A 3,272-nucleotide genomic window follows, 5' to 3' on the forward strand; every position below is an offset into this window, starting at 1 on the left:
GACTGAGTCTTAGGCGATGTTCGGTTTATCTCATCCGCAAGGAACAGATTACAGAACGCTGAACCCTCTCTGTACTCAAACTCACCGCTTTTTGCATTGTACATGGAAAATCCCATTATGTCACTCGGCAGAACATCCGGTGTAAACTGGACTCTGTTATATTTCATATCCAGAGTTCTGGCAAATGCCGTTGCAAGAGTGGTCTTGCCCACACCCGGGATATCCTCAAGCAGTATATGTCCACCCGCAAGTATGGCAGCATAGACCTTGATTATTATATCTCTTTTTCCCTTTACGACCTTCTCTACCTCATCAACGACCCGGTTCTCTATATCTGTCATACGCCGTCCTTTCTCTTAGCTCTGGTTAACTCTCTTCACCTCTGATATGAACTTATCCTGTGGCAATGGTCTTGAGAAATAATAGCCCTGAATGTAATTCACTCCAAGATTGCTGAACTCCCTGAGGGATTCCTCCGTCTCCACGCCTTCCACTACAATCTTCATATTCATATCCTTAACCATGCTTATGGTGTTCTTGACAACCTTCATCATCTTGTCATCTGTGTCTATATCCGCAAATGTCTTGTCCAGCTTAACTATCGCAAACGGCATGGATGCTATCCTCTTCATATTGGAATAACCTGTTCCAAAATCGTCAAGTGAGAATGCAATACCATAATCTGTGAGACTGTTGATATTGTCCATTATTGTCGTCTGAGCATAGGCAGCCGCAGTCTCAGTAATCTCAAGATTTATCTGCTCATTGCTGACTCCGTAACGCTCCATCACCGCCCGCACGTCTTCTGATAACTCACTGCTCATGCACTGGATGACCGACAGATTCACCTCAACATATTCCAGTCCGAGATTCTTGAATTTCTCTCCAGTTATGAAACGGCACACCTCTTCAAGAACGAACTTACCTATCTTATGGATCATTCCATTCTCCTCCGCAGCAGGGATAAATATCTCCGGCGAAATGTATCCATACATATCATCATTTAATCTCAGAAGTGCCTCAGCACTGTTATATTTTCCAGAATCTATGCTGTATATCGGCTGATAGTAAACCTCAAACCTGTTCTCGGCAAATGCCTTATCAAGTATCATGTCCATGTCCCGCATCAGATCATATCTTTCCTTGTTATAGATATCTCTGGCATAGAGAACACGGCCTGTATACTCGTGCTCAGCAAGCTCACCGCCAAACCGCATCACACTGTCAACATCCTCTATATCCTGAGGACATCTGGTGATACATATTATCGGCAATAGATTTATAAACATATCATTATACTTATATCCCTTCTTCAGCTTCTCGTTTATCCGCTCCGCAAAATCCTCAGCCTGATCCTTGATACGCTGGTTCATGACACATCTGAACATTCCGGTTCCCAGATAATACCACTCAACATCATATCCATATGGTCTGCTCCACTCTAAAAAGTCTTCAGAGATCTCCCTGAGCAGCTTATGATATTCCTCAACTCCCAGAATCCCGCGAAGAGTCTTGTCATTCTCCATAGTTATCATAACTACCGTTATATCAAGGCCATTATCCAGAGAATTTCTCACGTCATCCATGTATCTTGTGATCTTGTTCAGGCCCGTGGCACTGCTTATAACCTGCTCCGGACTCTGTATCAGCAACGCAACGAACAGTAATCCAATCGCATTTGCAAACATCTCAATCGGAATATCCGGGTTAAACATCTGAAATACGGCCGCAACAACAACCAATGGGAATATCGCTATGGTTGATACAAATCTTCCTCTTGTAAGTCTCCTGTGGTATCTCGTAACAACCATGAAGCCCAGAATCATATAAAATATTCCGGCAACATACAGAAATGTCATGAAAAACTCTCTTCTGTACTCTCCCTGTCCGCCTATACTGAATACACACGGAGTGAAAAAATTAACTCCGAGCATGATCATGCACAGCAACGTTGGAAGTGCCAGTATGAAACTCTTCACTTTACCTCTGAATATATGTATGGCATCCACTATGTTCACCACATAAGTGGCATACATAGCCGATGAAACGACATGGAAAAAGAGATATCCCGTATGGAATATGTATTGGGTGACTACATGCCTTTCACCCATATTGTCAAATGCGATGGCGCCTATATCAAACGCTGTGGCAACCATTGCAATGGTCAGAACAAATTGAAACTGCCTGTTTAATTTGCCTCTGGTCATCTTCTTCATGATGACTGAGACCATGATAAGAGTAAACACGCAGAATGCCGCGTAATCAAAGTATAGTACTTTGCTCATATTATCCTCCTATGTACAACTCCTCCACCTGTAGAATAATATAACAAATATTTCTAGGTCTTTCAACGCATTATATCCGGGCGGTCTGTTATCACTGCATCTACGCCCAGTCTGCACATACGTCTCATCCAGTGTGGATCATTCACAGTCCACACATATACCGGTATGTGCTTGCGCTTCATTCTCTTCACAAATTTCTTCGTGCAGAGAAGATAATTCGGCGATATAAAATCCGCTTTACACCGTCTCATTCTTCTCTCAGGAAAATACTCATTCAATCTGACACCGAGCTTAGCCTTTTTCTTACCGACGAGCAGTCCGGTCTTTATCCTCGGGTCTATGGCCTTCACATTGTACGACACTTTGTCCTTGAAGGATTTTATCGAGAACTCACCGTATCCAAATCTCCCCTTGACAAGATCTATGACACGCCTCTCGTATCCGCTCTCCTTTAATTCTATATCAAGACATATCTTTCCGCTGCAGAGTTCCAGGACTTCGTCAAGCGTAGGCACTCTGTAGCCTTCTTTTGATGCAATATCGTTGATCCTGTTGTATGTCATATCTCCTATCTTTCTGCCGTCTATAGTTTCATCATGAAATACTATGAGTATATTATCACTGGTTTTCCTCACATCGAACTCCACCATATCCGCCTTCAGATCTATAGCTATCTGAAACGCTTCAAGTGTATTCTCATGAGGCGCAAGGGCACTCGCTCCTCTGTGTGCTATCACCATAGTCTCTCTATTCATGCAAATATACATCTCCATTCTGATCAATATTTAAATCATATATATCATCTATCGGTATCTCGGTTCTGTCTTCCATAACTATCTTTTTCCCATATACGTCAACATTGCGTATATATCCCGACACATGTTCGTATCTTCCACCGGCTTTTCTGTCATCCTTTACAAAATCTCTATACTCACACATTTTTTGTCTGCATTATGCATTATATTCAACAGTTTCTGATCAAGAACC

General features: G+C 42.4%; 4 protein-coding genes. All 4 read right to left on the minus strand.

Features of this window, described 5'->3' with window-relative positions:
* On the minus strand, nt 1-341 hold a 341-nt coding region (locus CCU_RS07575), incomplete at its 3' end, for an AAA family ATPase (RefSeq protein WP_208896361.1).
* 15 nt (nt 342-356) lie between these two features.
* Nucleotides 357-2,285, minus strand: coding sequence for an EAL domain-containing protein (locus CCU_RS07580; protein WP_015534169.1), 1,929 nt, complete (start codon nt 2,283-2,285; stop codon nt 357-359).
* 62 nt (nt 2,286-2,347) lie between these two features.
* The gene (locus CCU_RS07585; protein ID WP_015534170.1) at nt 2,348-3,040 is read right to left on the minus strand and encodes a glycerophosphodiester phosphodiesterase; all 693 of its coding nucleotides are present in this window, start codon (nt 3,038-3,040) and stop codon (nt 2,348-2,350) included.
* Nucleotides 3,033-3,224, minus strand: a complete 192-nt coding sequence (locus CCU_RS07590) for a hypothetical protein (protein WP_015534171.1) — start codon at nt 3,222-3,224, stop codon at nt 3,033-3,035. Before CCU_RS07590 ends, CCU_RS07585 begins: the two co-directional genes overlap by 8 nt.
* Between the last annotated feature and the right edge of the window lie 48 nt (nt 3,225-3,272).

The sequence above is a fragment of the Coprococcus sp. ART55/1 genome, assembly GCF_000210595.1.
Taxonomy (GTDB): Bacteria; Bacillota; Clostridia; order Lachnospirales; family Lachnospiraceae; genus Coprococcus; species Coprococcus aceti.

Coding starts and splice junctions, on each gene's coding strand:
- CCU_RS07580 (WP_015534169.1), bottom strand. CDS start 2,285: ATGAGCAAAGTACTATACTTTGATTACGCGGCATTCTGCGTGTTTACT.
- CCU_RS07585 (WP_015534170.1), bottom strand. CDS start 3,040: ATGAATAGAGAGACTATGGTGATAGCACACAGAGGAGCGAGTGCCCTT.
- CCU_RS07590 (WP_015534171.1), bottom strand. CDS start 3,224: ATGTGTGAGTATAGAGATTTTGTAAAGGATGACAGAAAAGCCGGTGGA.